22 protein-coding genes and 1 tRNA gene are annotated in these 25,329 nt (G+C 68.8%); 5 read left to right on the forward strand and 18 right to left on the reverse strand.

The genetic code is table 11. The annotated features are described in order from the left end of the window. Positions 1 to 2: 2 nt before the first annotated feature. From FXF68_RS04535 to FXF68_RS04550, 4 genes are read right to left on the reverse strand one after another with little or no spacing between them, the layout of a single operon-like run. Positions 3 to 1,307, reverse strand: a complete 1,305-nt coding sequence (locus tag FXF68_RS04535; RefSeq protein WP_148757601.1) for a homoserine dehydrogenase — start codon at positions 1,305 to 1,307, stop codon at positions 3 to 5. Continuing rightward, positions 1,304 to 2,719 carry a diaminopimelate decarboxylase gene (gene lysA / locus FXF68_RS04540; protein ID WP_148757602.1) on the reverse strand — a complete coding sequence of 472 codons (1,416 nt, stop codon included), beginning with the start codon at positions 2,717 to 2,719 and terminating at the stop codon, positions 1,304 to 1,306. Before lysA ends, FXF68_RS04535 begins: the two co-directional genes overlap by 4 nt. Further along, positions 2,716 to 3,381, reverse strand: a complete 666-nt coding sequence (locus FXF68_RS04545) for a DALR anticodon-binding domain-containing protein (protein WP_187437711.1) — start codon at positions 3,379 to 3,381, stop codon at positions 2,716 to 2,718. Before FXF68_RS04545 ends, lysA begins: the two co-directional genes overlap by 4 nt. Before the next feature lie 36 nt (positions 3,382 to 3,417). Next, positions 3,418 to 3,801, reverse strand: coding sequence for a response regulator transcription factor (locus FXF68_RS04550; protein ID WP_246178305.1), 384 nt, complete (start codon positions 3,799 to 3,801; stop codon positions 3,418 to 3,420). Positions 3,802 to 3,900: 99 nt separating this feature from the next. Between FXF68_RS04550 and FXF68_RS04555 the strand changes: the two genes are divergently transcribed. Continuing rightward, positions 3,901 to 3,972: transfer RNA gene (locus tag FXF68_RS04555), tRNA-Arg, on the forward strand. 193 nt (positions 3,973 to 4,165) lie between these two features. On the opposite strand, the gene FXF68_RS04560 is transcribed toward FXF68_RS04555, so the two are convergent. From FXF68_RS04560 to FXF68_RS04595, 8 genes are all read right to left on the reverse strand, one after another. Further along, positions 4,166 to 5,545 carry a tyrosine-type recombinase/integrase gene (locus tag FXF68_RS04560; RefSeq protein ID WP_148757604.1) on the reverse strand — a complete coding sequence of 460 codons (1,380 nt, stop codon included), beginning with the start codon at positions 5,543 to 5,545 and terminating at the stop codon, positions 4,166 to 4,168. Beyond that, positions 5,542 to 5,715: a helix-turn-helix transcriptional regulator gene (locus FXF68_RS04565; RefSeq protein WP_148356330.1), complete on the reverse strand. Its 174-nt coding sequence runs from the start codon at positions 5,713 to 5,715 to the stop codon at positions 5,542 to 5,544. Before FXF68_RS04565 ends, FXF68_RS04560 begins: the two co-directional genes overlap by 4 nt. A gap of 32 nt (positions 5,716 to 5,747) precedes the next feature. After that, positions 5,748 to 7,373, reverse strand: coding sequence for a replication initiator (locus FXF68_RS04570; RefSeq protein WP_148757605.1), 1,626 nt, complete (start codon positions 7,371 to 7,373; stop codon positions 5,748 to 5,750). Between the two features lie 77 nt (positions 7,374 to 7,450). Continuing rightward, positions 7,451 to 8,917 (reverse strand): FtsK/SpoIIIE domain-containing protein, encoded by a 1,467-nt coding sequence (locus FXF68_RS04575; RefSeq protein WP_246178306.1) that lies wholly within the window; start codon positions 8,915 to 8,917, stop codon positions 7,451 to 7,453. 87 nt (positions 8,918 to 9,004) lie between these two features. After that, positions 9,005 to 9,427 (reverse strand): plasmid replication, integration and excision activator, encoded by a 423-nt coding sequence (locus tag FXF68_RS04580; protein ID WP_148757606.1) that lies wholly within the window; start codon positions 9,425 to 9,427, stop codon positions 9,005 to 9,007. 127 nt (positions 9,428 to 9,554) lie between these two features. Beyond that, a complete protein-coding gene (locus FXF68_RS04585; protein WP_187437712.1) occupies positions 9,555 to 10,292 on the reverse strand; it encodes a GntR family transcriptional regulator in 738 nt (245 codons plus the stop codon). Between the two features lie 160 nt (positions 10,293 to 10,452). Beyond that, entirely contained in the window at positions 10,453 to 10,890 is a 438-nt protein-coding gene (locus FXF68_RS04590; RefSeq protein WP_148757608.1) for a hypothetical protein, read from the reverse strand. A 5-nt stretch (positions 10,891 to 10,895) separates the two neighbouring features. Continuing rightward, the gene (locus tag FXF68_RS04595; protein ID WP_148344747.1) at positions 10,896 to 11,084 is read right to left on the reverse strand and encodes a hypothetical protein; all 189 of its coding nucleotides are present in this window, start codon (positions 11,082 to 11,084) and stop codon (positions 10,896 to 10,898) included. Positions 11,085 to 11,977: 893 nt separating this feature from the next. Here FXF68_RS04595 and FXF68_RS42080 point away from each other — a divergent pair. Both FXF68_RS42080 and FXF68_RS04605 read left to right on the forward strand, forming a co-directional pair. Next, positions 11,978 to 13,258, forward strand: coding sequence for an NsdA family TPR-like regulatory protein (locus FXF68_RS42080; RefSeq protein WP_187437713.1), 1,281 nt, complete (start codon positions 11,978 to 11,980; stop codon positions 13,256 to 13,258). Then, the gene (locus tag FXF68_RS04605; protein WP_148757609.1) at positions 13,255 to 13,908 is read left to right on the forward strand and encodes a 2'-5' RNA ligase family protein; all 654 of its coding nucleotides are present in this window, start codon (positions 13,255 to 13,257) and stop codon (positions 13,906 to 13,908) included. The genes FXF68_RS42080 and FXF68_RS04605 overlap by 4 nt, the downstream gene beginning before the upstream one ends. A gap of 214 nt (positions 13,909 to 14,122) precedes the next feature. Here FXF68_RS04605 and FXF68_RS04610 read toward each other — a convergent pair whose 3' ends face one another. The 3 genes from FXF68_RS04610 to FXF68_RS04620 all read right to left on the reverse strand — a co-directional run bounded on the left by FXF68_RS04610 (position 14,123) and on the right by FXF68_RS04620 (position 15,937). Further along, positions 14,123 to 14,560 carry a hypothetical protein gene (locus tag FXF68_RS04610; protein WP_148757610.1) on the reverse strand — a complete coding sequence of 146 codons (438 nt, stop codon included), beginning with the start codon at positions 14,558 to 14,560 and terminating at the stop codon, positions 14,123 to 14,125. A gap of 5 nt (positions 14,561 to 14,565) precedes the next feature. Further along, positions 14,566 to 14,895, reverse strand: coding sequence for a hypothetical protein (locus FXF68_RS04615; RefSeq protein WP_148757611.1), 330 nt, complete (start codon positions 14,893 to 14,895; stop codon positions 14,566 to 14,568). 838 nt (positions 14,896 to 15,733) lie between these two features. Further along, the gene (locus FXF68_RS04620) at positions 15,734 to 15,937 is read right to left on the reverse strand and encodes a hypothetical protein (RefSeq protein ID WP_148757612.1); all 204 of its coding nucleotides are present in this window, start codon (positions 15,935 to 15,937) and stop codon (positions 15,734 to 15,736) included. A 783-nt stretch (positions 15,938 to 16,720) separates the two neighbouring features. On the opposite strand from FXF68_RS04620, the gene FXF68_RS44375 reads away from it, so the two are divergent. After that, positions 16,721 to 16,852 (forward strand): hypothetical protein, encoded by a 132-nt coding sequence (locus tag FXF68_RS44375; protein ID WP_281292127.1) that lies wholly within the window; start codon positions 16,721 to 16,723, stop codon positions 16,850 to 16,852. 662 nt (positions 16,853 to 17,514) lie between these two features. Continuing rightward, a complete protein-coding gene (locus tag FXF68_RS04625) occupies positions 17,515 to 20,298 on the forward strand; it encodes a helix-turn-helix transcriptional regulator (RefSeq protein WP_148757613.1) in 2,784 nt (927 codons plus the stop codon). 76 nt (positions 20,299 to 20,374) lie between these two features. Here the strand turns inward: FXF68_RS04625 and FXF68_RS04630 are convergent, their stop codons facing one another. The 3 genes from FXF68_RS04630 to FXF68_RS04640 form a co-directional block, all read right to left on the reverse strand. Further along, a complete protein-coding gene (locus FXF68_RS04630) occupies positions 20,375 to 23,245 on the reverse strand; it encodes an AAA family ATPase (RefSeq protein WP_148757614.1) in 2,871 nt (956 codons plus the stop codon). A 68-nt stretch (positions 23,246 to 23,313) separates the two neighbouring features. After that, complete coding sequence (locus FXF68_RS04635; RefSeq protein ID WP_148757615.1) at positions 23,314 to 24,207, reverse strand: alpha/beta fold hydrolase; 894 nt, start codon at positions 24,205 to 24,207, stop codon at positions 23,314 to 23,316. Positions 24,208 to 24,307: 100 nt separating this feature from the next. Then, the gene (locus tag FXF68_RS04640) at positions 24,308 to 25,291 is read right to left on the reverse strand and encodes an RNA polymerase sigma factor (RefSeq protein ID WP_148757616.1); all 984 of its coding nucleotides are present in this window, start codon (positions 25,289 to 25,291) and stop codon (positions 24,308 to 24,310) included. Positions 25,292 to 25,329 lie beyond the last annotated feature (38 nt).

The following is a 25,329-nucleotide window of genomic DNA, read 5'->3' on the forward strand; positions in this document are numbered from 1 at the left end:
GCTCATACATCGCCCTCGACCCGCATGACGCTCGCCACCTCGCGGACGATCTCCAGCCCGCGCAGGCCCTCGACCGTCGCGGACAGGGCCGCGTCCGGCGCGCGGTGCGTCACGACGACGAGCTGCGCCTCCTCGCCCATCCCGACCTGCCGGACGGCCTGGATCGACACGTCGTGCCTGGCGAACTCCTCGGCGACCGTGGCGAGGACACCGGCCTCGTCGGCCACGTCGAGCTGAATGTAATAGCGCGTGACCGTCTCACCCATAGGAAGGACGGGAAGCTTCGCATACGTCACTTCGACCGGGCCGGGCGTACCGCCCGCGACGTTCCGGGCCACCGCGACGAGGTCGCCGAGAACGGCCGACGCGGTGGGCGCGCCGCCCGCGCCCGCGCCATAGAACATCAGCGAACCGGCCGACTCCGCTTCGACGAATACCGCGTTGTAAGCCTCGCGGACACTCGCCAATGGGTGCGACCGAGGAATCATCGCCGGATACACGCGAACGGAGACACCGCGTCCATTGCGCCCGTCCTCTGACGGGACGCGCTCGCAAATGGCGAGGAGTTTGACGACGCAGTCCATTCCCTGGGCCCCGGCCACATCGGCGGCACTCACCTCGGTGATGCCCTCCCGGTGGACGTCCGCCGCCGTGACCGGAGTGTGGAAGGCGAGCTGCGCCAGGATCGCCGCCTTGGCCGCGGCGTCGAAACCCTCCACGTCGGCCGTCGGGTCGGCCTCCGCGTAGCCGAGCGCCTGCGCCTCCTCCAGCGCCTCGTTGAAACCGGCGCCGTTGGTGTCCATCTGGTCGAGGATGTAGTTCGTGGTGCCGTTCACGATGCCGAGCACCCGGTTCACGTGGTCGCCCACCAGGGACTCGCGCAACGGGCGCAACAGCGGGATCGCGCCCGCCACGGACGCCTCGTAGTACAGGTCGGCGCCGTACTCGCGGGCGGCGGCGAACAGCGTCGCGCCGTCCTCCGCGAGCAGGGCCTTGTTCGCCGTGATGACCGACTTGCCGGACTTCATCGCCTCCAGCATCAGCGTCCTGGCCGGCTCGATGCCGCCGATCACCTCGATGACGATGTCGACGTCGTCCCTGGTCACGAGGGCCTGCGCGTCCGTCGTCAGCAGCGCCCGGTCGACGCCCTCGCGGACCCGCTCCGGCCGCCGCACGGCGATGCCCGCGAGTTCGAGCGGCGTCCCGACGCGCGCGGCGAGGTCCGCGGCCTGCTCGTTCAGCAGCCGGACGACCTCCGTGCCGACCACGCCGCATCCGAGCAGCGCCACGCGCAGTCCGGGTTTCACGCTTCGACCTCCGCATCCAGGTCCGTCTCTACCCCCGCGTCGAGGCGCAGCAGGTCGGCCGCGCTCTCCCGGCGGACGATCACGCGCGACCCGCCGTCCCGCACCGCCACCACGGCGGGCTTCGGGACATGGTTGTAGTTGCTCGCCATCGACCGACAGTACGCACCGGTCGCCGCGACCGCCACCAGGTCCCCCGCCGCAAGATCTGCGGGGAACCACAGGTCTCGCACGACGATGTCGCCGCTTTCGCAGTGCTTCCCGACAAGCCTACTGAGCATGGGCGATGCGTCCGACGACCGGCTCGCCAGCGCGCCGGTGTACTCGGCGCCGTAGAGGGCGGTGCGCAGGTTGTCGCTCATGCCGCCGTCCACCGAGACGTAGGTGCGCAGGCCCTCGACGTCCTTCACCGTCCCGACCTCGTAGATCGTGACGCCGCCCGGGCCGATGATCGCGCGGCCCGGCTCGACGGTCAGCCGCGGCATGGCGAGCTCGTAGGCCCGGCACTCGCGGGCCACGATGTCGCGGAGGCCGTCCGCGATCGACTTCGGGTCGTGCGGCTCCTCCCCCGGCACATACGCGATGCCGTAGCCGCCGCCGAGGTCCAGCTCGGGAAGCTCGACGCCGTGCTCGTCGCGGATGGCCACGAGCAGCTCGGCCAGCCGGTGCGCGGCGACCTCGAACCCGTCCACGTCGAAGATCTGCGACCCGATGTGGCTGTGCAGCCCCACCAGTTCGAGCTGCTTCAGCTCCAGGACGCGCCTGACCGCCTCCAGCGCCGCCCCGGAACTGCGCGAGAACCCGAACTTCTGGTCGTCGTGGGCGGTCGCGATGAACTCATGGGTGTGCGCCTCCACTCCCGTGGTGACGCGAACCATCACCTTGGGGCGGACACCCTTCTCCTTGGCGAGATAACCCACTCGGGCGATCTCCTCGAAGGAGTCGAGCACGATCCGTCCGACCCCGACGTCCAGGGCCTTCTCGATCTCCCAGGGAGCCTTGTTGCTCCCGTGCAGCGTCACGCGCTCGGCAGGAAAGCCCGCCGCCAGCGCGATGGCCAGCTCACCGCCGCTGCACACGTCCAGGCCGAGGCCCTCTTCGTCCAGCCAGCGCGCGACCGTAGTACAGAGGAACGCCTTGCCCGCGTAGTGGACGTCCCCGTCATGGAACGCAGCCGCGTACTCCCTCGCCCTACTGCGCACGTCCTCCTCGTCGTAGACGTACAGGGGCGTCCCGTACTTCTTCGCGAGGTCCCGGACGTCGACGCCGCCCACGGTCAGGACACCGCCGTCCCGCTTGGCGCTCCGCGGCCAGATCGCCGGGTCCAGCGCGTTCAGATCGTCCGCCGGACCGGCCGGGTGGTCCTCGGGGAGGACATCGGCGTGCCGCGGTCCGGCAGGGTGTACTCGACTCATATCCGCTCTCTAGGGGTCTCACCGATCATGTTCAGCCCGTTGCCGAGGACGACCCGGACGGCCTCCGCCAGCGCGACCCGCCCCGCGCGCGCGGTCCCGGGCCCTATGGCGGGACATCGTTCGTGCACGTCGTGGTACGCCCCGGCCAACCTCTCCAGACAGAACATCAGCGGCCGGGCGTCCCGTTCCCGCTCCGCCTGCCTGGCCCTACCTGGGACGTCCGCGAGCACCCCCACGAGCTCAAGCTCCTCCGGCCGCGCCTCGTCCAGGGGCCCCCGGTCGATTTGGAGTTCCTCGGCCCAGCGGCCCACCCAGGAGGCCCGCGCATAGGCGTACCGCACCGAGAAACCGGGGTTCTGGAACGTCCGCGGCCATTCGTCCCACTGCTGTTCCGGTACCTTGGCGACGCCGTACTCGGGATCGCCGAGAATGGCGTCCACCACGCTCTGGACCGAGACGACGACCCGGACGAAACCCGGCCCGCTGACCGTCCCCCCGACCCGCTCGGCGACCACCCGCGGATCGATCCCCAGCCGCAACGCCACCGGACTCTCGAAGACCCCGTTCCCCCGGCTGAAAACGAGGGCCTCATCAGGCACGACGACGTCGATCTCCCCCTGCGCCACGGCGTCCCGCACCGCGCGCACCAGGGCATCGCTCACGTCGGCTGGAGTCACCCTGGCGAGACTATCCGACCACTATCCGGACACCGCGGCGAGCTTCCGCACCGTCTGGATCAAGTGGTTCGGGTCGAACGGCTTGGTCACGTAGGCGTCCACACCGATCTCACGCCCCCTGCGCACATCGTGCTCCTGCGCCCTGGCTGTGATCATCACGACCCTGATGTGCGCCGTCCCCGGATCCTCCCGGAGCCGCACCGCCGTCACCCACCCGTCGAGCCGCGGCATCATCACGTCCAGCGTGATCACGTCCGGCCCGACCTCGGCCACTTTGTCCAGGCAGTCCTGACCGTCCACCGCGGTCGCCACCTCGAACCCCTCGAGCTGCAGGTTCACGGCGATGAGCTGGCGGATCACCTCGTCGTCATCGACGACCAGAACACGTCCCAGTGGCTCCGTCACGGCCACGAAGTTAGCCCAATCCGCCCCCGGGACGCACGACGAACGCCCACGTACCCGCCACCCCGCCAACCCTGGTAACCTTCAACAGCGCTCGCAAGGGCCCCCTTAGCTCAGGGGATAGAGCAACGGCCTCCGGAGCCGTGTGCGCAGGTTCGAATCCTGCAGGGGGCGCATTCCCGGAACAGCGAAAACCCCGGTTGACCTGGTGCTTCACTGGTCGCCGGGGTTTGTTGCGTATGCAACCATGTGCCAGCGGGAGCCGGTGTTTGCAGCGGTTCCCGGAATATACGCGGAACGGCGTCGAGGGCATCTGCGCAGGTCACCTCCAAGAAATGAGCCCCGGCGCGGAACCGGGGCTCTGGTCCTAGCGGCGTAGCGCCGCATCCATCCGTTGGAACCACAACCCGTCTTCGCCGTCGAGGCAGTGAGCGTAGATCCGTTGCAGTACCTCCACGCTGTGCCCCGCCCACTCTGCGACCTGGGTGGCCGGGACGCCCGAGTTGAGCCGCCACGAGACGCCAGCGTGACGGAAGTCGTAGGGCTTGCGGGCTAGTGGGGTCTTGGCCTGGGTGGCGGTCAGCGCCTTGCCGCGCGCCACCTCTAGGACGCGCCACAGCGTCGAGGGTTGGTAGACGCCGCCCTTGTAGGTGCGGAACAACCTGCCGTCCGGCGCGGTGCCGTGCTCGTCCAGGTGGGCGCGGAGCAGCTCCACGAGTTCGGGCGGGATGGGGACGGGGCGAACGGTGTCGACCGGGCGCCCTTTCAGACCGCGCGTTTCGTGGACGTCACCGTTGTCCGTCCATTGCTTGCCAGCCGCGGACTTCACTTCGGCGACCTCCAGCAGGCCCCAGCCGGATGCGGGCAGCGTGCAGTCGTCTTTGCGGAGGTTGACCGCCTCGGAAGGGCGAAGCATGCCGTAGTACATGCAGCCGAACACGGCGACGAGGCGCGGGCCCTGCGTCTTGCCGACCTTGCCGACAGCCTCCAGGAGCGCGGCGACTTGCTTGGGGTTGGGCACCCGCCGCCGGTCGACCGTGTGAACGACTTCCGGAGGCTTCCAGTCCCGCTCATCGGTGCCATCGAGAGGGTTTGCCGAAAGCTGTTTCTCGCGGACGGCGTATTTCAGCGCGCCGTAGAATCCGCGTCGCCTACGCCGGTAGTACTCCGGTTTGGACGGCTTGCCGTTGAGGTTGGTTGCGCAGGCGTCCAGCGCTTTTCTGATCAGTCTGGATTCCTCCAGCGCCGACACCGGAGCGGACGCCTTTTCCAGCCAGCGCAGCGCCGCCGCGATCTCTTCCGGCTTGTCGGAGTCGCGCCGAGGAGGGTTGAACGCCCAGTTGCGAAGCGCCCGCCGGAGCACGGCCGGGTCAGGCATGCCGCGCGTGTTCTTCACCAGGACGGGAGTCACCGCCATGAGGCCCTCAGCGAGCGAGACGCGCCCCTTGGCTGCGAGCTTCGGCCACTTCTCGTCCATGTAAGCGCAGGCCAGGGCGTACCACGTGACTGCCGAAACTTCGCGCGCCATGGAGTCGGGTAGCCCGGAGTCGACGTTGAACGGCTCCCGCTCGGCTGCTGCGACGAGCCGTGAACGGAACCGCTCGGCCCGCGCCTTCCCCGCGAACGTCTCCGACTTCTCACGACCGGCGACCGTCCAGCGCACCGTGTACGAGCGCACCACACGCTTGCCGTTCTTGGTCGAGTAGTTCGGCCGGGTCTCCCAGAATCGGACTTTGTTGGATTTCATGCCGCGTCCTCACTGAGAGCTTCGAGCCATTCATGGAAGTCGTTCCGGCGGATTCTCAACTCACCGTTCGGGAGCTTTATGCAGGACGGGGCGATCCCCAGTTCACGCCACCGGTAGAACGTCCTCCGCGACACTCCCCCGAGCGCGGCAAGGACTTGAGGAACCGTCATCAAGTCGAGAGCCGCGGACTTGTCCGCACTACTCACGCTGCCTCCCGAGTTGCCGAAAGTTCCGAAGTCGGGTTCTGGGTCGCCGCGTCGAGCTGGCGGCGCCGTTGGATGCGTTCGTTGATGAGGAGCAGGAGCCGTTGATCGGTGGGTTTCACGTCGGGGTCGCCGGGTCCGGCGCGTTCCCAGATGTGCACGGCTTTCGGGTCGGCGGGGTTGCCGACGGGTATTCCGGCCTCAGCCAGCCGCGCGAGGACCCATGCCTTGCGGTCGGCTTTGTGGTCGGCGAGGGTCTTGCCGGACCATTTGCGGGAGACCAGGACGCGGCGTCCGCCGTAGCCGAGGTGTTCGCGTCGGTGGGCTTTGCCTTTGCAGAATCCCGGAGCCATGCCCTTGCGGGGGTTCTTGGGTTGGACGCCGTAGCGCAGCCAGTTCGCGCACGTGGGCGAGCAGGGCTCATAGCGCAGGGCTTCGGCCATCCGGTCGGCATGCTCCCGCTGCGCGTCGGTGTCGGGTGCGTGGCATTCGGCGACGCCTTTGACCAGGTACTTGGTGAGGTAGCCGATCAGCTTGCGTGATTGCGGGGAGTCGGTCAGGACGCCTTGCGCGTCGATCTGCCGTCCGAACCGCGCCACGTGCAATGGCTCGGCGTCCTCGTCCGCGCCGAGGGCATCCAGCGCTTCATCCCAGGTGGGCAGGACTTCACCGGTGGCCGGGTCGAGGTAGCCGCCCTCAGGCCCGGCCGCGTCGTCCCAGACCGGCAGCCGATCCCCGGAGAACACGACACGGTCGGTCGAGGGCCACCACACTTGGTGGTAGGTCGCCGCTACCACCTGCCGGAGTTCGGCGCGGGAGATCGTTCCCCGGATGGCCATATGCAGGTGGGGAGCCAATCGGCGTTGGGGTTCGACGGTGGCGAAGTATTGGACGTCGTAGCCGACGAACCGGCGTAGGTTCTGGACGAAACGGTCCACCAGTTTGGAGAAGTGCAGGGCGTCCCGCGCCGCTCGCGCGTAGTCGTAGGTTGCCGGGTCGACCGGGGTTCCGTCCGAGCGCACCCGCCCGTAGGAATCCAGGGTCAGGGTGAGGAACAGCGAGGGCCGGAACGTGTGACCGTCACGGCCGCGGAACACCTTGCCGACCGTGCGGGAGTCGACCGGACGGCGCGGAAGGTCCGGCGCGTCCTGCCTGCGTCGGGTCGACCGGGTCCGCCGGCCCCTGCCCTCATCACCGGTTTTGAGCCCGCCGCGCACGCCCGTGCGTTCGATCTCGTGGTCAAGGTCGCGTACAACGGCATCCCAGAATTCGGGCCCTTCCCCGTCCGCCGTACCGACTTCGCCAGCACGGTCGCGAGCCGCCGCCGCGTGCGCCCGCAACTCCATCCACGCGCGTTGTTCGGCGTCCGGGTCGGCGCGGGTGATGACCGGTTCTTCGGTGAGGTGCCAGCCCTGGGCGCACTGCACGGCGCGGAGTTTGCGCTTGCGCTCAGCGCACGACGGGCACACCGAGGCGAGGGTGTGTCCGCAGGGGACGTAGACGATCTCGCCGGTTCCGGTGGTCAGGTCGACCCGGCGCATGGGCACGGGGCGGATGCACACGCCGTGCTCCACCGCGACCGCCTCCAGCACCCCACGCGCCAGCGGAGGCAGCGTCTTGACCACCGGGCCGGGTTCGGGACCGTCCGGGGCGGACTCGTTGGAGGTGGCGTCCGACGCTGGTTCGTCGAGGGTGGGTTGCCTCACGCGGCCCCCTCGGCGTCGACGTCGGGCAGGGCGAGCGCGACCATGGCGCGAATGTCCTCGTCGCCGACGTAGGCGGCGCGGACCCGGACCGGGTCCGGGGAGGTCTCCAGCCGGACGAACCCGACCCCCGCACCGATTTCGGGGAGCGAGGAGATCTGATCGGCCAGCGCGCCCCGGTCCCGCGCCCCATCGCCCAGGACCATGTCGACCTGTTCGTCTTCGTCCAGGCGCAGGGCGATCCGGTCGGGGAACAGGTTGCGCAGGTTGTTGACCTCTTTGCGCGCGTCCTGCTGCGCACCGATCACGCAATACCCCACCGACCGGCCTTGCGAGGTCAGCACGGCCAGGGCTGATTCGGCCCGCTTACGGAGATCACGCTCAGGGCAGTAGGCGGTCAGGAACGCCAGCTCATCCACCACGACCACCCGGAACGGGAACTCATGCGAGGGCGTGAAGCTCCGGGTGAGTCCGGCGAACCGTTCGGCCCGTGCGTTCATGTCCGCCGCCGCGTCCTCCAGCAACGCCACCATCCCGCCGCGCGGGTCATCGCTGTACCGGCCGTACCGCTCGAACAGCGCCCGCCCAACGCTGAGTTCCATCCGTTTGGGGTCGACCGCCCACACCTCCACCAGCCCGCCGAGCATCAGCGGCAGCACCGCGCGGATGGTCGACCAGATGACCGAGCCCTTCCCCGCCCCGGTCGCGCCCGCGATGAGCACGTGGGTTCCCAGCAGCCGTAGCCGCCACGGCGAACCGTCTTCCTGCCGTCCAATGGGCAGCGCGGATAGGTCGACGTCGGACGGGTCAAGGATGGGGAGGGCGGGAATCGGTTCGGCGAGGGCGTCACGGCGGACGAACTCCAGCCAGATCCGGCCCGGACGGTCCCCGTCGCGCACCCGCACCAACGACGCCCCGAACCCATGCGCCAGGTTCGCCGAGACCCGCTCCCATGCGTCGGGGGCCTGCCCCTTGAGCATCCGGACGAGAACCCGGTCCGAGGTTGGACCGCACCGGACGCGCACGAGAGAGGGCAGGTATTCGCGCCCCTTGTGGACCTTGGTGAGCCCGGCCGTGACCAGGACGGGTTGCCAGTCCCGCCGGTACACCAGGATGAGCCGCCACCGGGCACGAGCCGGACGAGCGACCCAGCGGACGAAGGACGGACGGTCCGCCACCGCCCACACGGCCAGGCCCACGGCGACGAGGGCCAGGAGCAGGGCGGGGACGGTCCAGCCGAACCGGTAGCCGAGCCAGGCCAGTCCGGCCAGGACGGAGACGGGGACGGTGTTGTGGACGAGGAACACGATTGTCCGCAGGAGGGTGCGGACGAGGTTGACGATGAGCACGAGCCCTTCGGGCATGTGCCACACCGGCGGCGCCCACTTCGGGGCTGCGAACGGGTCACGCTGGGCTTCGACCGCGACGTTTTCACCGGGGCCGAGCTTGCGGAACTCCCATGCCATGATTGGTGTACCTCTTCTTTGCGCTGTTCACAGGGAGAGATCGGGGCGGCCGGAGGTACCAGCTCCAGCCGCCCCACCTTTCTCGGGTCAGGCCGCGTCCTTGGCGGCCGTGTCCTTGCCCGTCGTACGGCCTTGCGGTTTGAGGTTGGCGGGGCGCATCGCCGCCGCCTTGAGCGAGTAGGCCAGCCGGTTGTTCTGGCTGTTGACGTACGGCGTCACCGACAGCCCGTCGAACTCCACCGGCACGAACGGAAACCCGGCCGGGGCTTCGGGCATGATCGGCTGGACGGGCGCGGTCAGCTTGACCTTGAACGTGCCCTTGGACTCCGGGTCGGCGTCCAGCACCTCGACCGCCCAGACCAGTTCGCCGGACTCCTTGTCGCGGGCCTGGACGAAGTTCTCGCGGGTCGACCGGTCGAAGTCGCGGACCGGTTCGACGCCGCCCTTGATGAACGCCCCGAACGGGAACACGTCCCCGAACGCGACCTTGAACGGACCCTGTACTGCCATCGTGAATCGCCTCCAAACGTTCACCCGACCGCTTGTCCGGACGAGTGCGTGTGTAGAGAGTACCTTGCCCACTCGACCGAACAACCAGGGCGGAGAGTGACGTGCGTCACACCGCGAGCCCCGCCCCCTAGTCCGGGACGCTGTACACGTCCTCCAGTTCATGCAACGACCCCGGCATGACCACCTCGGCCGCGAACCGCACCACGTCCGAGGCGTCATGCATCCCCGCCACCATCACCAGCACCGGCGCGGACTTCTTGATCTGCAACAACCGCGCCTCATCTCCAACCGGAAGACGCGCGGTCAGCCGCTCGGAGATGTGGTCCACCCGCAGGTCCTTGACCGTTCGCAGGTGATCCCGCAAGCCCACCGGCAACGGCCCCGGCTGATCCAGGTCGGTCCCGTAGACCAGTTCCGGCGGGAACCAGCACGTCACCAGGTCCGAGGCGATCTCGTCGCGGACCGTCAACGCCCGCCGCGCCAACACCCGCGACCCGCCATCCAGCCCCAGCAGCCCGGCAACCTCGGCCGGGGCGTCGACCTGGCCGACATCCACCACCGTCACGCCCGGCTGTGTCTCGGGCCGGTCCAGCAAGGCCAGGCCGCGCCGACTGGCCCGTACTCCGGCCGGGCCGGGGCGTCCTTTGACGAAGGAGCCGCGTCCGTGTTCACGGGTGATCCATCCGTCCTGCTGGAGCATCTGCAGCGCCCGCACCACCGTGGTACGCCCCACCGCGAACTCGCGGACGAGCTGTGACTCCGAAGGCAGCAGCGAGCCGGGCGGGTAGTCGCCGTTCTCGATCCGGCGCCGCAACTCCAGCACCACCCGCACATACTTCGGAGGCTCAAACTCCAAGCTCGACATGACGACCACCTGACTACTGCGACGCTTGACCGGATAAGCGCATCTCACGGCACTGTAGCGCCCCCATGCGCCAACGTCACGGCAACCACCACGCGACACCGACGACCGCAACCGGCCCACCGCCCGCCGGGCCAGGGGGTTCAAGGCTGCGGGATGAAACTCACCACTGCCCGGCCGCGACCGGGAAGCCCTCCGCGATCAGCGCCGTCCGGACCTCACCGACGCGCCGCGGACCGATGCCCCGCACCTCGGCCAACTCCCCCGACAGCAGCAGCGCCACCACTTCCCCCACCATGGCCGCTTCCCCCAGCTCACGCCGCAACGGGGCAAGGACCCGCTCTGACACCCCCATGCAGGCGATCGGGCAGGCGGGCGTCACCCGCTCATGCTCATGCAACGGCTCACCCACGAGGCCCACGCCGTACAGGCCCGCCGCACGACCCGCTTCGGCCAGCAGTCGCACCAGGTCACCGATCGTCCGCACGCCCAGACACGACACCGGGCACTCAAGCCCGATCTCCACAAACCCCGCCCCGTGCTCCCCGTGCTCGCCCGAGCCCGCGCCGCTGCCGGCCTTTCCGCTGTGTGCGTCGTTCATCCTGGTCACCGGCCCCGCGCGTTCATGATGACCTCACGCAACGAGCGCGGATCGGACGCCTCCACCAGCCACACGACACGATGACCCGGAACCACCGCCCACCACGCTCGCGTGAAACGCCCATACCAGGCCACCACCCCGGAGAACTCACGCTCGATCTGCTCGGCCACCGGCCGCCGCGCCATCTCCTCCACCGAAGGCGTCCACGACACCCCCATCACCCACCCACACCCGACGAGCTGGCGAACGGCACAGCGACCACCCGCGCGATCCGGTCCGCCGCCGACTCCGGGTCAGACACCGGACACAACGGCTCCAAGTCCGGCGGACACTCCCGCGTCAGCCCCGGCCACACCCACCACCACCACAACACGCCCTCACGGTGACGGCACACCACCTCCTGCCCCAGCGCGGGTGCCATCACCTGGCCCGGCGAGTCGGCGTCGGGTTTCCCGGCGGGGTTGCGAGCCCGCACCGCGCCATGTCCCCACACCTCGGCCACCAGCCCCCGCGCCTCCAACGCGCCGACCAGCGCCAACGCCGAAGACCGCCATGCACGGTCCAGCACCCGCGGCTTCACTGACTCACGCACCGTTGACCACTCCCGACATTGAAGAGAAGAAGAGCGGGACCGGCGGGGCAACGACCTCCGCAGGGCCGCCACAGCCCCTGGGGCACGGTCAGCCGACGCAAGCCGACCGCACAGCCCCAGCCGCGCAACACCCACCGGTCCCGCAGCCTGTTACGCCGCCCGCACCGCACCCACCGGCGAGCAGGACCGGCACGGCACCCGCCGCACCTGCGACCCGCCACCACCCGGCATCCCCACCAGCACCGCCCGGCGAAGATGGGCGAACTTCCAGCCACGGCCCGCACACGACCGGCACTCCGCGGCACCCGTTGCTCGCTGCTGCTGCGTCATGCCGACCACCATCGGCGAAACCCCCGCCGACCTCCCATCCACCGGCGATATCCAGCCACGGGATATACGCTCAGCAATGGCCAGCCACATCGGAGGGAGCCCCTGATGCCGGGACGGGCCACAGACCCGATCACCATCCCCGCATCCCTGTGGGAACACCCACAGATGACCGACGCCCTGACCTCCCGCGACATCCGCACCGTCTTCCACCTCGTGCAGCGATACGCCGGAGCCAGCCAAACCCGCATCGGCATCGCCTGCGGCATGTCACAGGGCAAGGTCAGCGAAACCATGAAAAAGGGCGGCGCCCAAGTCACCACCCTGGACGTCTTCGAACGCATCGCCGACGGCCTCCACATGCCCGACACCGCCCGCATGACCCTCGGCCTAGCGCCCCGTTCGCCCAAGAGCGCACCCACGGTCAAGGCCCTAAGGACGCAGCCCACCGACGCAACGGAGTCAGCCGAAGCGCCGGATATCTCCCGATTCACGCGATGGCTGACCGCGAGCGACACAACCGAAGAGACCATTGAGGGGCTAGCCCGGTCGACCTCGTCCCTCGCCAGCTCCCATACGCAGGTGCCCGCGAAGAGGTTGCTCTCGCAGGTGTTCCGCCTTCACCGCCGCGCACAGCGCCTATTGGTAGGCAGCCGCCCCCGGCCCCGCCACTCCCGCGAACTGCTGCGGATCGACGCCGATCTACTAGCCCACGCAGCCGTGATACTCGGCGACATCAACCTGGACGATCAAGCCGAGCAGTACGCAACCGCCGCACTCACGCTCGCCCAGGAAGCTGGAACCGACGAGTCGTACGCCTGGTACGCCCAAGCCAAAACGGCGCGCTGGCAAGACCACCTCATCGAAGCCGCGGACTTCTCCCGACAAGGCTTCGAAGCAAGTTCCCCCTCCCCGATGAAGACGCAACTCGCCTGGTACGAGGCGAACGCCGCCGCCCTCCTCGGAGACAAGGCCAGAGCACGCGAGGCAGTCACTCGTGCCGAGCAGTCCGCCGAGGCCACTCACGCCGACGCGACCGATCTATCAGTCTGGTCATTCCCGATCGAACGCCGAGCCCTCCTCGGACTGTCAGTGGCAACACGAACAGGCAATCCCGATGAAGGACTACGAGCCGCCAAGATGGCCGACAACGCATGGGCCGCAGGCGCCCCGGTCGCCCCAGCACTCTGGGCCCAGATCCGCGTCGGCACTGGAGTAGCACACCTCCTAAAGGGCGACCTCGAAGGAACCGCAGAACAACTATCCGAAATGCTGACACTTGATCCGGGGATGCGCCTGGCTACCGTCACCCGCTACCTCATGGACCTAGACCGTCGCCTCAGCAAGCCCCGGTTCCGAGGCAGCCCCCTAGCCCTCCAGCTCAGGCAACAGATCCACGACTTCAACGCCGCCGCCCTGACAGACGACCCCGACCTGGAGGGTTCATGAGTCGTCCTCTGCCCACACAAATGATCAACCGTTGGCAGAACCGCCATGAGCCCGGCCCCGACCAGGGCACGATCTACTGGCACATCCTCCTAGGCGACAAACCGGAAGCACGAGACCTCGCCGAGACCGTTCAAAAGCGACTTTCCAACTTCCCTGGCCTCCACCTGACTCCACCCCGATGGCTCCATGTCACCACTCTCATGGTCGGTTCCACAGACGAGATCACCGGTAAGCAGCGACAGGAGATGCTCGACACCGCATCCGGCTTGCTCGCCGAACTCCCTCCCATCGAGGTGACGCTCAGCCGCATCCTTTATCACCCCGAGGCAATCTCCCTCGCGGTCCATCCCACAGACCGCCTTAACAAGATCCGCAAGGCCGTCCAGACGACGACGGTCAAAGTGACCGGCCGCGAAGGCCACACCGAAGGTCCCAGCTACTGGATCCCGCACATGACGCTCGCCTACAGCGAAGCAGAGCAACCCGCCGAACCACTTATTAGCGCCCTAGGCCGAGAGCTACCCACCCGCGAAATCACCGTCGACGCCGTGAGCCTGGTTCTCCAACGCGGCCCCGAACGCATCTGGGACTGGCACCCGCTAGGACGCATTCCCCTCTTCGGACAACACCGAGCCCCACAGGACACATAGCACTACGACCGAGGCTACCGTAACCGATATCCGAAGAACAAACTGAACCACTACAACGCAGCGGTGTGACCTCTAGCATCTACGAAATATACAACGACGCGGCCGAATCAAGTCGAGCCGCTCCCGATCCAAGAAGTAGCGCCTCCACGCCCCGTTATCGCGCCACCTCAACAAACACGCCTAACGCCAGAAATCCACTTGATTCGGTGGCGTATCATCCATCTTCCAAGTCACGTTCTAGTTGATCGAGAACTTGATCAGACTTCAAGGCATTCCTGCGAGCGAGATTGTAGAGCAGTTCCATTGATACATATAGACGCTTTACTGCATTATCCTCGTCACTCAGAATGGCAGCATCGATCTCCTCTCGCGCCCGAGCACTCCTTCGATCCGGAGGCATATAAAAGCGCTCGATGGAAACACCTTCATCGTCCATGATCTCGAAATAAAACGGGGGGCGTCCATCGCCGTCAACCGAACCAATTATGACAGACGCACTGGACGTTGAATAGCCAAATCCGTCCCGCCCTCTCCGGCCAGCACTGCGCGGAACTATCACATTCCACTCAACACTTCCAGCCTTTGTACGCTTCAACAGTCTTTCAATTATACGAACTATCTGTGAATTACCCCACGGCTCTTCCATAGTCATCTCAGTCATTCTCCAATATGAATCCCGTGAACTGCAGCCAGCATGCCCAACTCATTAGTGACTTCTGCTATAGATTCTCGCGCGGACTTAGTTATCGCCGGAAGGCTATCTTCGGAGTCTTCTATCAGAAGGGCTTTCGCTTGTGCTGCGGTAGCCACCGAAGTTTGCAGAGCAGTCAGAAAGACTTCGTCATCTCCCGACGCATTGCCCTCAACCTGACTCAGCGTGGTTAGAAAACCGCGAACCTGTCCCGCTTGCCAGCGCCAGTTCGTCAACCAAGAAATCACCAGCTCACGAGAGTCCTCTCTAATAGCTTTCTCCAACTCCTCTTCCACTCGCTGCAATTGGGGAATCAAAATCAGTAGGCTACTTCTCCCTATTCCTGATTGCGCCGATCTCGCCGCATTCTTTGCAGCAATAGCGGCCGACTTAGTCTTATGAAGCTGCCAAAACGTTATCGCAAATCCAGCTACCCCAATTGGAACGGCAGAATAATCAGCTATTAAACCTACGTAATCATTTAGAGGCAAGGCGGCGTGCCTTAATGCTAAACAGAGTTCTTAATTACCCCATCATCTCACTTTTACGTCGCATCTCCATATTCTGTGCTGGTGCCCATAGTACTAGAACACGATGGCACTGGTGGAAGCCGAAGTACTATCTTGCCGAATTGGGCTGTTTGGGATCAAGGGGCGGCGGCGCTCAGGCCGCTGCGCGGCCCGGCGCCTGGCCGCCCGGAGCGTGCGGCGTGGGCGCCGGTCACCGGACGGCCGCGCCGGGCCGCGCATCGCGCCACCACCGCCGGCCCGGCCCCTGACCGGCCGCCACGGGGTACGCGCCGCCGCCCAAGATGTTCGCCGAGCTGCGCATCAGGCTTCGCCGGTTCAGGGACGTTGCAAGCTGAGCTGGAAATGCACGGGGCTCCCCCCGACCCCGATCTGTCGAGGATGGGCGACGGCCAGAACCTGTCAAGGGCGCTTCGCGTCACTTCGTGATGGCCTACGGCCACCCTTGACAGAACCCGGCCGCCGCTAAGTGCAGGTCTCCTCGGGGCCGGGGGGAGGAAGGTAGGGGAAGAACAGCGGCTACGCCGCACGCCCAAGCTCGCCGCGAAGACCCACACCGCGTGGCAGCGATGCATAGGCGAAGCAGTGTCCTAGAGGCCCGCAGCGGTCAGAACCGACTGATCAGGTCCCGGAACCCGTTAATGGCCAAGGCCCAGAGAATGATCTCTGTGAGAGCTCTCTCGCGCAGAACCTGGCTGATTTCGGCGCACCGATCGACTACCTCGCGGAATCTGGACGGTGGGGCAGACATGACGATCATACCTTTCATGATCGCCTCATCGGGGTTGGTGGTTATCCGCTGGTCGCTCATCAGCGGAAGGCACCCTTCCGAGTCGATCAATCAGGTCAACGCGAACCATCCCACTTCGAGTGGTCCATACTCCTGTGTCCTGCCACCATTCAGCCACCTTGATAGTAGTCGACGACGTGCCCGTTGCATGCCCGTTCGAGCAGGCGATCACGGGCAAACGGTCTTCAACGAGGTTCGAGGCGCGCAGGGGAGGCCGGTGGCGTGGCTGGTGATCGTTGGTATGGGGAAGTGACAGCACCGGCGCGCCAGAACCGTGATCCGGAACATGCGCGGAACGGTGGTGTGAGCGATGACAACGGAGGAGCATCCACCTGCAGGTCAGCAGGGTTGTTCCTAGTCAGCTGGCAAGCGCCCTCCGGAGCCGTGTGCGCAGGTTCGAATCCTGCAGGGGGCGCCCCACCATCACCAGCGGAAACACCCGCTGACCTGCCCGAGGAAGGCCCGGCCCTTCCGGACGGCGAGGGCGGCCAAGTGCCACCGGATGCCGCCGATGGCGACCATCTGGGTACCCAGCGGGTACCAGAAAATCCACCCAAACCCGGCACCGAGCCTTCCCCCGACCCGGCGCGCCCTCCCGAACCACCCTCCGATGAGGACGCATCCGCCGAAGCGGCGACTCCTGCGGCGGACGTCGAGCCGTCCGACCCCGCGTGCGCCTGGTGGGAGTGGACGGATTGAACGCCGCACGGGTGGAGAACGGTCGCCGGTGAGCGGGGGGCGACTGCTCGCCCGGCACGGACTCGCCGTCCGACCGCTGACGCCCTCACCGGAGCCTGGGGAAGGTTGCGGACGACTGGGCGAGTTGAGACGGAGGCCGAGGGTAAGACGGTCAAGATCGTCAAGCTGGGCCACGAGTTGGACGTGATCGCCACCGTGACCGTCGCTCTGCGCCACGACGACCGGGTGACCGCATAGCGTCCCTCGTCCCTGTTGACCACGACCGCACCTTTCGCCTCGGCTCCGCGTTCAGTTCCTGACGTCGCGCTGACCTGGGATCTTTACGGAAGGCCCTTCCCGTAGGCCTAGAGGGTCGATGCCGCGGAGCATCAGATGCGGAAGGAGTCCTGGTGACCGTCGATAAACTTGGCCCGGCTCTGCCCGGCGAGCCCCCCGAGCCGCCGCGCCCGCCCGACAGCGGCACGGTGCTGCTCCTGGTCCAGGGGATCATCGCGGCGATCATCGCCGCCTACATCGAGACCGGGTCGATGGCGATGGCGGTGCTTGCGGGCGGGGCGGCCTTGTTGTTCGCGGCGTGGTTCGTCCGCCGGACGTACTCGAGCGGCGCCCCATGGCTTTGGAGCCTTTGGGCGTCGCGCTCAAGAAAGTTCGGATTCCTCTTCACATCCGGTGCCGCTCGCGGACCTGGGCAGGAGAGGGGCCAAGACCTTGATGCAACGGAGGATCGCCGGTGGTGCAGGCGGGCAGGGACGCGGACGAGGCCGCGTCCCACCTCGGGAGACGCCGCCCTCCACGTTCACCGAGTTCCACCGCGCCTCCTACCGTCCGATGCTCAAGGCCGCGATTTCTCCGTCGCTTGAGACGTTGTGGCGCGGCCATGCTGACGCTTGACTTGGGAGATGGACGCGTCGTTGATCGGCCGGGAGTTCGACTTGGCGCGGTGTGCCGATTTTCTGGCCGAAGTGTCGAGCGTGGGCGGGGCGCTGGTTGTGCTCGGGGATCCGGGGGTCGGGAAGACCGCGCTGTTGACGCAGGCTGCCCGAAGCGCGAAGGACGCGGGGATGAGTGTGCTGCGGGCGGCGGGGACGCAGTACCGGGCTGAAGCCGGTTACGGTGCGCTGCGGCGGTTGCTGGCTTCGACGCCGTTGACCGGGGCCGCGCACAGTCCGGCGCTGGCTGCCGCTCTCAGCGCCACCGGCGTTTCCACGGCCGCCCCGGTGGTCAATGCAAGCCGGGATGGTGGTCGGGGGCACGAGTCGGTCGCTGACGCGGTGGTCTCCTTGATGGTCGGCCTTGGGGACCGTCGGGCCGCGCTGTTGGTCGTGGACGACGCACAGTGGCTGGACGCGGCCAGCGCGGACGTCTTGGCCGAGGTGGCCCGGCGGCTGCCCGGTACGGGGGCGGGCATGCTCGTGGCGGCGGGCGCCGGGGAGGAGAGCTTCTTCAACTACAACGGGCTGCCGCTCCATGAGGTCGGTCCGCTCAGCGAGACGGCGTCAGAGGCGCTTCTCATCGAGAGGTTCCCTGCGCTGGCGCCGCAGGTTCGGCGTCGTCTGATGGCTGATGCCGAAGGCAACCCGCTGGCCCTGCTGGAACTGCCGACCGCGCTCACCGACTCCCAGCGGACCGCTTCCCAGGTCATGCCGCGGCACCTGCCGCTGACCCAACGTCTGCTGGCGGCGTTCGCCTCCCGGATCCGGCATCTGCCCGCGGTGACGCGGTACCTGCTGCTCGTCGCGGCGCTGGAGGGCGGCGGCAACCTGCGGGTGGTCCTCCAGGCGGCGGCCGACCGGGGCGACCTGAGGCACTGGGCGCCGGCCGAACGTGGAGGTCTGGTCCGGATCGACGAATCCACCGGGCGCTTGGAGTTCCGGCATCCGCTGATGCGCTCGGCGGTGGTGGAGTTGTCGACCAGCGAGCAGCGCCGCGGCGCGCACCGGGCGCTGGCCGAAGCGTCGGTTGGGATACCCGACCAGCGCGTGCGGCATCTGGCCCAAGCCGCCGTCGACCCGGACGAAGAGGTAGCGACCCTTCTGGAGGAGGCCGCCGGGCGCAGCGCCGCCCGCGGGGACGGGCCCGGCGCCGTGGCGGGCCTGGTGCGGGCCGCCGACCTCAGCCCCCGGGCGGCAGCGCGGGCCCGGCGATTGGCGAAGGCCGCGTTCCTGGGAGCCACCCTGACCGGGAACCTTCGCGACGTGCCGCAGTTGCTCGACACCGCACGTCAGGTCTCCCCCGACGCCGACTCGCTGCCCGCCGCCGTCGCCACCGCGGTCCACCTGCTCAACGGCTACGGCGACATCGACACCGCGCATCGCGTGCTCACCGCCGCGATCGGCGCGCAACCCCGGCCTTACGACCCCGGTGACACCACGCTGCTGGAAGCGCTGGCCACGCTGGTCATGGTGTGTTTCTACGGCGGCCGGGCCGAGTTGTGGGAGGCATTCGACGACGCCCTGGCGCAGTTCACCTCCGTCCCGGAGATCTTGAAGGTGACCCGTTCCACCTTCGGTGACCCCGCCCGTGCCCGACCTGCCGACTGGGCCCGTCTGGACGCCGCCGTCGACGCGGCTCTGAACACCGCCAACCCGCTCCAGGTGGTGCGGGTGGGCATCGCCGCCTCCTATGTGGATCGCCTGAGCCCACTGGAAGAGCCACTGCGGCGCATCGGTTACGGCCAACGCGCCGGGGACAACGTCCTGCCCGCCATCCAGGCCCTGGTTCTGCTGTGCCATCAGGCGTGGTGGGCGGGACGGTGGGACGAGCTGCCGGTCCTGGCCGACGACGCGCTGACGCTGGCCGAGGTCCACCACTACTCGCTGCGCACCTGGCCCGCCAAGTACCTGCTGGCCAGCGTGCACGCCGCGCGCGGCGACGCCACGGCCGCCCGGAGGCTCTGTGATCAGATGGAGCAGTGGGCCGGGTCGCGGCGCGCCCACACCGTGCGGCTGTACGCCGCCCATGTCCGCGCACTGGTCGCCCTGGGTGAGGGAGACTTCGAGACGGCCTACCGGCACGTGACGACGATCGCCCCGGCGGGCTCCTTCCCGCCGTTCGTCCGCAACGCTCTGTGGATCTTCTTGGACACGGTGGAGGCCGCACTGCGCTCGGGCCGACGCGATGAAGCCCTCCAGCACATCGCCGCCGCCCGAGACGCGGGTCTCGACCATGCTTCGGCGCGACTGGCGTTCCTGTTGCGCGGTGCCGACGCCCTGCTCGCCGGCGGCGCCCAGGACGCCGAACCGCTGTTCGAGGCCGCCCTGTCGACCGAGGGGTCCGAGCGCTGGCCCTTCGACCGCGCTCGCCTTCACCTCTGCTACGGCGAACGGTTGCGACGCGGCCGGACTCCCGCCAGAGCCAAGGCCCGGGGGCACCTGGAGCGCGCCGCGGAGATCTTCACCCAACTCGGCGCCGTGCCCTGGGCCGACCGAGCCGCAAAGGAGCTGCGCGCCTGCGGCGGCCCGGCACGACGTTCGAACACGACATCCGGGCCCACCGCGCTGACCCCTCAGCAATGGGAGATCGCCAGCCTGGCCGCAGCGGGACTGACCAACAAGCAGATCGCGGAGAAACTCTTCCTGTCCCCGCGCACCGTCTCCACCCACCTCTACCAGGTCTTCCCCAAACTCGGCATCACCTCGCGGGCGGCACTCCGCGACGCCCTGGACTCCCTTGGCCGACTCTGAGAGTTCCCAGCACGACCGGTGACCAGCCGGGCGAGGCTGGTCCGCGCTGGTCCGCGTGCTGCAATTCCCCCACCGGTCAGCGCTCGTCCCCGGGTTCTGGGTTTTCGTGGAGGGGTGGGTCGGTGAGGGCGTCGCGGAGGGCGGCTCGGGAGGTGATGCCGAGTTTGGGGAATGCCTGGTACAGGTGGGTGGAGACCGTCCGGGGTGACAGGAACAGGCGGGCGGCGATCTCTTTGTTGGTGTGGCCTGCCGCGGCGAGCCGGGCGATCTGGAGCTGTTGCGGAGTGAGGGAGGCCAGGCCGGTCGTGCTGGTGGTGTGGCTGATGCCGGTGGCGCGTAGTTCGTGGTCGGCGCGGGCGGCCCAGGGGGTGGCGCCGAGGCGGTGGAAGGTGTCGGCGGCGGCGGTCAGGTGGCGGCGGGCGTCGGAGGTGTTCCTGGCGCGGCGCAGGTGGGAGCCGTAGGTGAGTTGGATGCGGGCCAGGTCGAAGGGCCAGCGGTCGTTGCCGGGCTCTTTGATCGCGGCCTCCAGGTCGGTGGGGTCGGTGTCGAGGCCGGTGAGTGTGGATCCGGCGAGCAGGACCAGTCGCAGGCGCGGGGAGAGCCGTCCCAGGTCGAGGTCGCGGGCGGCCTTGATGTGGGCGGCGGCCAGGTCCCGGCGGCCGGTGTGGGTGGCTGCTTCGATGAGGTCGTGCAGCACCCACAGGGCGTGGGGGGCGTAGGGGGCCAGGGTGCCGGGCGGGTTGATGGCGGCGGCGTGGTGGAAGGCGGTGTCGTAGTCGGCCTGGCTCAGGGCGGCGAGGCCGCGGATGTGGTGGGCGTAGGTGGCGAGGATCCCGACGCGGCGGGGCATCGCCCACGCCTCCATGTCCTGGGCGATGCCGGTCGCTGCGGGGGTGTCGCCGCGGGCGGCGGCCAGCAGCCCCATGGTGAGGCGGCCCGGCCAGGTCAGCAGGTCGTAGCCGTGGGTGGCGCACAGCCGAAGGCCCTCCTCGGCCAGGTCGCGGGCCTCGTCCCAGCGGCCGGTGTGGAAGGCGTCCTGGGCCAGCAGGAACAGCGCCTCGATGGCCGAGGTGACCGCGCCGCCCTCGCGGCCGTGCTGGACGGCGCGTTGGAGAGGTTCGCGGCATCCGGAGAGCCGGTCGAGGTAGGCGACGGCGATGCCGGTGCGGATGATGCGGGCGGGGCTGTTGTGGTGGCCCAGGTTCGCGACGGAGTCCTCGGCGCGGGCGAGCATGCCGGGGGTGAGGCGGGCCGGGTCGCTGAAGGTCCTGGACAGGATCGCCAGGATCTCCGGCGGCCGGGGCCGGAGTTGGTCCACCAGGTGCTGGACGGGCGGCCACAGGTCGGCGCGGCCGCTGAAGAAGCAGATCATGATCAGGGTGTAGAGGACTTCCCACAGGGTGTTGTGGTGGCCGTCGCGGGGGTCGTCCAGGTGGTGGACGGCGGTGGTCAGGAGGCGGTAGGCGCTGTCGATGTCGCCGTCGCGGTTCAGCAGCAGGTAGGCGTCGGCCAGGGCGGTGGGTAGCGGGCCGCCGGGGCCGGGGTGGGCCAGGTGGGCCTGTTCCAGGAGGTGAGGGGCTTCGTGGAGGTCGCCGGTGACGACCGAGCCCAGGTAGGCGGCCTCGGCCAGCCGTTCGGAGCGGCCGTGGCCGGTGGGGCTGAGGTCGGCGGCGCGCAGCAGTTGGGTGACCGCGCCGAGGGAGTCGCCGCGCAGCAGGTTGGTGTGGGCGACCCGCTGGAGGACCGCGGCGATCTTCTCGTCGGGTCCGGTGGTGGCCGCGGCCAGGTGCCAGGCGTACCGTTCGGGCTGGTCGGCGAGCCGGTCGGCGAGTTCGGCGTGGGCGCGGCGGCGTTGCTCGCTGGTGGACATCTCCACGATCGCCGACCGGATGAGCGGGTGACGGAAGGTCAGCCGTTCGCTGATCTCGTCGGCGCGCACCAGGCCGGTCTGCTCGGCCAGGCACAGGCCGTCCGCCGCGTGCTCGCCTCCCAGGTCGCCGTCCAGGTCGCCGTCCAGGTCGCCGGGGCGGCGGGCGGCGCGGTCGGCGGCGATCGCCCGGATGAGGCGCAGGTCGCCGGTGCCGTCCAGGACCGCCAGCAGCAGCAGGTCGTGGACCGGGGCGGGCAGGGTTTGGAGGCGGGAGGCGAACACGTTCTGGAGTCGGCGGGTGAGGGGCAGCGCCTGGGGCAGGGGTCCGGCTCCGGTGCGGGTGAGTTCTCCCAGGGAGACCGGCAGTTCCAGCAGCGCCAGCGGGTTGCCCAGCGCGGCCTCCAGCAGCCGTCGCCGCACGCGGGGCGTCATGGCGGGGTAGCGGCTGGACAGCAGTGCGGCCGCGGCGTCGTCGGAGAGCGGGTCGATGGGGGTGATGGGCAGGTGGGCGTGGTCGAAGAAGCTGGGTTCGCCCGTGCGGCAGGCGGCCAGCAGCGCCACGGGGCGGTCGTCCAGGCGGCGGGCGGCCATCCCCAGGGCCAGCGCGCTGGTGCGGTCAAGCCAGGGCAGGTCGTCGACCAGGAGCAGGAGGGGCCGCTGTTCGGCGACGTGGTGCAGCAGCGCCAGGACGGCGTTGGCGACCAGGAGCGTGGTGGGCGGCGGCCCCTGCCTCAGTCCCAGGGCGACGGTCAGCGCGTCCGCCAGTGGGGGGCTCAGGTGCGGCAGTTCGTCCAGGCACGGGTGCAGGAGCTGGTGCAGCGCGGCGTAGGGGATATCGGCCTCGAACTGCGATCCGGTCGCCCTCAGCACGGTGATTCCGGTGCTGGTGGCGAGCGCGGCGACGTATTCCAGCAGGGCGGTCTTGCCCACTCCCGGATCGCCTGTCAGTTGTAGCGCGCCTGCGGTCCCGTGGCGGACCCGGTCGACGAACCGCCGAAGCCGGTGGATCTCCGACCGGCGTCCGATCAGGTCGGGCCGCCCGGAGTCGCTGTGATCAGGTTCCGCGGTGAGCCCCATTGTCCGACCTTCCTTTGCCGCACGACCCCTGTCCAGGTTTCTGCTTCGCGGTGGCCGTCCTGAGGCGGTCACGGCGCGGCGGTGTGGGCGAAGGCGGTCACGGCGCCGGCGAAGGCGTCGGGCTCTTCGAGGTGGCCGAAGTGCCCGCTGTGGCGCAGGGTGACCAGGTCGGCGTGCGGCAGGAGGGTGTGCAGGGCGTTGGCCCAGTGGGGCCCGCAGATGAAGTCGTGCGCGCCGACGACGATGAGTACCGGGAGCGTCAGGTCGCCGAGGCGGTCGCGGTCGTCGATCACCTCGGGGCGCAGGTCGGTGTCCAGGCCCGAGATGTAGGTACCGGTGATCGCCTTCCGCAGAGCGTCGAACTCGGCCGCGCGAGCGGGGTGGTCGGCGAGGTAGGCGGGCAGCAGGCGGCGTGCGGTCGTGGTGAACGCGTCGTCGTCGCTGATCGTGGGAACGCGGGTCCAGGCGTCCAGGATGTCGGCGCTGTGCGGGTCGTGGTGCCCGCTGAAGCGGGCGCGCAGGTTGCGGTCGGCCTCGGTGAAGTGGTCGTGGCCGATGGCGGGTGCGCTCTCGTAGAGGATGAGCCCCGCCAGCCGGTCCGGGTGGCGCAGGGCGTAGTGCTGGGCGACGAACCCGCCGTGGGAATGGCCGAGCAGGTGGACGGGGCCGCAGCCGAGATGGTCGAGCAGGCCGTCCAGGGCGGCTGAGTAGCGGGCCCGGGTGTAGCCGTGCGGGTGGCCGGGCAGCCGACCCGATCCGCCGGTGCCGATCGGCTCGACGTAGACCATGGTCAGGTGTTGTTCCACCGCGGGGGCTCGCAGGTAGTCCCAGGTGAACCCCGGGCCTCCCGGGTGTGCCAGGCAGACGGGGCCTTGGCCGTGCACGTGGTAGCGCACGGCCAGACCGCCGATGTGCGCTGTGTGGACGCCTGGAGCCAGCGGCGCGGTCGTGGGCGTGGTCATGGGGTTCTCCCGCAGGCGTGGAGGTGAAGGACACCGGCAGGATGCGGGAGCGGGCACGAAGTTCGATCCGTGATATGTGACCTGCGTCACATGGCGGCGGTCATTGCGGCCAGACGTCCTGGAGATCGGGCGGGATGGCGGAGGCCGGCAGCGGGCGGGGGTGGAACAGGCGCAGGCGCGCCACCCGGCCGTCCTCCAAGCCCATGATCCACGCGACCGACGGTGGACAGTGGTCGGGATCGTCGGCGGGGTTGATCAGGTCCATCTCCCAGACGGCCACCGACCGTCCCGCGACGACGTTGACCGGCCGCTGGCGGACCCCGGCCTCCAGGTCGCCGTCCATGGCCCGCACCAGCAGCGCGGCGCCGCCCACCGGCACGTCCGCGCTCAACAACGCGACCTCGGGCGACCAGTCCTGCCGAAGGATCTTGCCGAACTCGCCGGACTCGGCGGCCGCCAGCGTCGCTCGGGCCGCCTCCCAACCGGCCGCCGTCCGCGACCGGGAGTCGCTGTGGGCATCGGCGGCCGTCGCGTCCAGGGCGGCGACGAGCTTGGCGCGCGCCTGGCTCAACCGGCTGCGCACCGTCCCCACCGGCACGCCGCAGACCCGGGCGATGCTCTCGTAGGCCATGACACCGTCGGTGAAGTGGCGCAGCACCAGCGGCAACCGCAAGGCGGGGGACAAAGCCTCGATGGCCTCCCAGACCCAGTCGCCCAGCGCCTGACGCTCCAGCACCGCCGACAGATCGCCGCCGGTGCCGGGCAACGGCACGTCGGCGACCGGCTCCAGGCGTCGTGCCTCGCGCAGCAGGCCGCGACACCGGTTGCGGACGATCATGCGCAGCCACGGTCCGACCGCCTGCGGATCCCGGACGTCGGTGATGCGGCGCAGCGCGACCAGCGCCGCCTCCTGCATCACGTCATCCACATCAGGGCCGGGACCCAGGATGCTCAACGCCACCGCCCGCATGCCCGCCCAGTGCCGTTCCAGCAGCAGACTCACCGCCGCGACAACGCCGGCCTGGGCCGCCTGGACCAGCTCCACCTCGTCCTGCCGACGAGCGTCAGTCATGTCGAGCATCATCGCCTCCTCGTCGAGATGGCGACAGCCCCGGCCTGAGC

The organism is Actinomadura decatromicini, from assembly GCF_008121305.1.
Classification (GTDB): Bacteria; Actinomycetota; Actinomycetes; order Streptosporangiales; family Streptosporangiaceae; genus Spirillospora; species Spirillospora syzygii.